We start from the raw sequence: 3,834 nt of genomic DNA on the forward strand, positions 1-3,834 counted from the left end.
AAGCGGCCGACTCGATAATCCAATGAGTCTCGAACCCGCAACAACTGCTCAATCTCCTCACCTTGACTCTTCAGCACCTTAAGGACGTCGTTTCCTGGTTTATTGAAAATATATGCAGAAAGTTCACACGCATATCGTTTTGTATCGTTGATCATCGAATTCTGACGGACGCGATAATCGAAAGCAATTTCGTCCAGGTGCATGAATCTCCAGCCGCGGAGAGCCACGCGCATCCAGTAATCCCAGTCCTCCCAGCCCATTCGCGGCATCTTTTCATCGTACCCTCCAACAGACTCCCAAACGCACTTTCTGTACAAGGCGCAAGCATCTATAAAATTCATTTTGACCATCGATATCCAATCGAATTCGGCAACCCTCCACCGACCTGTTCTCTCCCCAAAGTATTCGGCATCCCCATAAACTACGCCCAGGTCCGGATTCTTGATGAGCAGCGCCACGCCGCGATCCAGGTATGCACTTCGAATGAGATTATCACTATCTACTGGAAGAATAAATTCGCTTCTCGCGATTTCGATGCCGGTATTGCGCGCCTTACCGAGCCCCTCGTTGGGTTGATGGAGCACAGTGTACCTATTCGCATCGAGTTCGCAAAGGATCTGGTACGTCGTGAGGTCCGTTGACCCATCATTCACGATGATTACTTCATTGAGGGAATCATTCCGGAATCTCTCAATACTTGCCAATGTTTCGAGCAAAAGTTCGCCCTGATTGAAGCACGGGATGACGATCGATATCTTTCCTTTTGCTGACGGTGGGCTATCCAACCTATGTTCTCCTGGCATCGGCGCCCTAGGTTTAGTCGTTGATCTCCAAAAGCTCTGAGCCTACACGTCATTTGGCGCGCCAAGTCTCAGCTCAGTTCGCGGAGGTTGGTACGTGGCGCGCTGTGACGGCGCAACTTTTCAATTTCTCGGCGAACAGGGCAATCGGATTTCTTGGAATCTGGCTTTCTGCCCGCGCTCGCGCTGCTTGCCCCATGCTCTGCCACTCTTCACGCTGGTCCCATGCTCGTTGCAGCGTATCGGCTAACAAGGGCACAGTCGGTGCGGGTGCTACGAATCCAGTTTCGTTGTCAACGCACATTTCTGTATTCCCTGCGACATCCGTCACGACAGCGGGCCGTCCACACCACATTGACTCAACTAGCGCCAAGGGGAGCCCCTCATAGCGCGAAGGAAGGACAAGCATATGGTTTTGCTCCCAGATCCCTTTGATATCCGCCACGTGACCGCGGAAGTGTACATGGTCCAACTTGAGCATGCCCGCCAAGCGCCGCAAGGTCAGTTCGTGGGGACCTTTCCCAAAGAAGTTCAGCTCAATGGGACGGGCGCGCCATTCCGGCCGAGCAAGGACCTGCAGCAGTAACTCTTGCGCTTTGGATTGCACCTCCATACGCGCCACGCATGCCAGCTTCCACCGTCCATTTTTCTCGGGCCAAGTGGGAGTAGCCTCCGGACAAATGTTGTACGGATTCCAGACGACTTCGCCGTTTTCCAGCGGTTCGCCCAACTGTATTTGCAGCAGATCGAGATTACGATGGGAGACGCAGAAGACCTTTTGAGCCGCTTTGTAGATCGCCGCGACTTCCTCGATTTCATCATCTTGAAACCACATATGCTCGCTGTTGCTTTGGACTATAAGTACGTAGGGGATCGAAGCCTTCCGACAAACTTTCGCCCATTCGAATCCGCCTGCATTATGTCCCTGAGAAATAACCGCCAAGTCGGGCTTTGATCGTTTCAATCGGGCATAGGTTCTCCGATTCCTGAATGTGAGCCTGTGCCAGACGCGACTGATCAACGAGCGTGGGCCTCCTGCTAATCGATAAGTTCCGAGCTTGACGCCCTGTTCTGCCAAAGCAGTAACCTTCGCAGACAGTTGTGGATAGTGCACCACCAAAGCCTGCACATTGTGCCCCTCCAGTCTGAGCTGGATGGCGGTTTGGCTCCAGAGTTCCTCGCTTCCGCCCCACGGGTAGCCACACATTGTGCTTACAAATGCAAATCTCATCGTGGACCATCCTCTATAGCTTTCTTGATTGGCTGATTATTTAGGAGACTTGTGAAAAATGCGCCATCCAGAACTGCGTTGGCACCATTTGCGTAGTACTCGCTCGCATTGTGCATCGCTACTTTTCTCGCCTCGGCGTAGGATTCGGAATCAGTCAGGAGCCTGCTGACTTCGCAAAACGCATCGTCAGGCAATAAAGTCTGCGCAGGCGAAAAGCACTCCAGATCGCGGATTTTGAAGCCTTGCTCCGTCCTCATAAAGATCGTTGGCAACCCTGACGCCGAAGCAATAGTGAGGACGCCGCTCGCAATTCCGACAACAACAGAGGCGCGGCGCAAATCATCCTCAAGCGGCCAAACGGGGTGGGACAACTCGCATACGTCCCGATGCTCGCGCACAAGTTGTAAACAGGCTCCGAGATCGTGACTATGCCAATGCGGATGCGGTCGTATAATCAGGCGGGTTAGAGGTACTTTGGCGCTGAGAACTTTCTCTGCAAGCAGCAAGAGGGCTTCCACTTCCTTCCCGGTTCCCCAAGGATCGCCCGGCGCTGAATGGAAATCAACAAATAGAAGGCTTCGAACAGAGAATTGGTCGGGAAGAGGCACCACAACATCGAACAGAGAACCCGCGTTGTAGTAATCGACTCGCGGCCCTCGGGATCCAACGGCATCAAAGAACCTCCTGTTTGTTTCAGCGAGGACAGAAGCAGAGGGTGCACCAAAAGCTACAAACTTTGAGGCTGTAATGGGAACGTCCAGAGTGTGGTCAACCACCCCCTGCTGAAAAGTAATCACAGGTTTGCCTCGCTCAATGCCAGTTCTGCATACGGAACTGCAGAGGTCATACCAATGACATCGTGCCACGACAGTATCGAATTCGATCGAAGGCGCCAGACGTTCCCATGCCTCTACATACCCCGCTGTCCTTTCGAAGTCCGGAGCGGACCAACGCGTCGGACTTAGTCCGTAAGGCGCAAGTATCTCAACTGCTTTCGCAAAGACCGCCCGACCTCGTAATTGGGCAGCAATCGGACGCATTCGTTCATCGATTGAATTAAAGGGTATTTCCGGATCAAGAAATGTTACTTGCTTGCCGCACCCAGCGGCTTCCAATTCAAGTTCCATTTGCCGGTGAATGGACGAATATTGAGGAAGCAAGCATAGTATCTCGGCCCCCGTCTTCGCCAACCCGAGCAGTGTTCGCGCCAGAAATCGTATTTCAGTTTGGCGGCCAAAGTAGGGCGTTGGAGAAAAGAGAATATCCGTCTTGATCCTTCGCCGTTTGACAATTTGGGTTGCTTTGTCGACAGCCCGAAAAGACCATGACTTATACCGGTTAATTGACGTACGAGGAGTGACGGAGTCGCGAGGGCGGCTGAATACATCCGTATCAAACAAATGAAAATAGTCTTGAAGATTCGCATCGTTGCGATAAAGATGCACCTGCATCTCAGCAAGCCTGGCTATGTTGTCTTGAGGGGAATGAAAAAGATCGTCGATGTTCAACAGATTGGCCTTTGAATTGGTCTATTAACCCTCAAATACGAGACATCTCATTACCAGGGATGGACGATTATTGCCGGATTAAACCGCCAGTTAGTAATACCTATCCAGTGATTTATGAACACATGCTAGGGCGCAGGCTACTCATCTGTCAATTCCCTGAAGGTGCTGCTAGTGTAGTGCGTCATACAGATTGCTGATTATGAAGAGCGGTGCGGGCGCGCATTACCTTTTCCAGTATGTCGGCGGCCTTGGCGGTCCAGATGAATGGCTTGGGATGTTCGTTGTGGTGGTCGAT

At 52.0% G+C, this 3,834-nt stretch carries 3 protein-coding genes and 1 pseudogene; all 4 read right to left on the reverse strand.

The window, feature by feature from the left end; translation table 11 throughout:
- Nucleotides 1–785, reverse strand: a 785-nt coding sequence (locus WA354_RS12235) for a glycosyltransferase family 2 protein (RefSeq protein WP_472813292.1), incomplete at its 3' end; no start/stop codon positions are given.
- Between the two features lie 91 nt (nt 786–876).
- Entirely contained in the window at nt 877–2,031 is a 1,155-nt protein-coding gene (locus WA354_RS12240; RefSeq protein ID WP_472813293.1) for a glycosyltransferase family 4 protein, read from the reverse strand.
- On the reverse strand, nt 2,028–3,539 hold the full coding sequence (locus tag WA354_RS12245; protein WP_472813294.1) for a hypothetical protein: 1,512 nt from the start codon (nt 3,537–3,539) through the stop codon (nt 2,028–2,030). Before WA354_RS12245 ends, WA354_RS12240 begins: the two co-directional genes overlap by 4 nt.
- 181 nt (nt 3,540–3,720) lie before the next feature.
- Nucleotides 3,721–3,834, reverse strand: a pseudogene (locus tag WA354_RS12250) (IS630 family transposase); the annotation flags it as partial.

This window comes from Occallatibacter sp., from assembly GCF_049802275.1.
In the GTDB taxonomy this organism is placed as follows: Bacteria; Acidobacteriota; Terriglobia; order Terriglobales; family Acidobacteriaceae; genus Telmatobacter.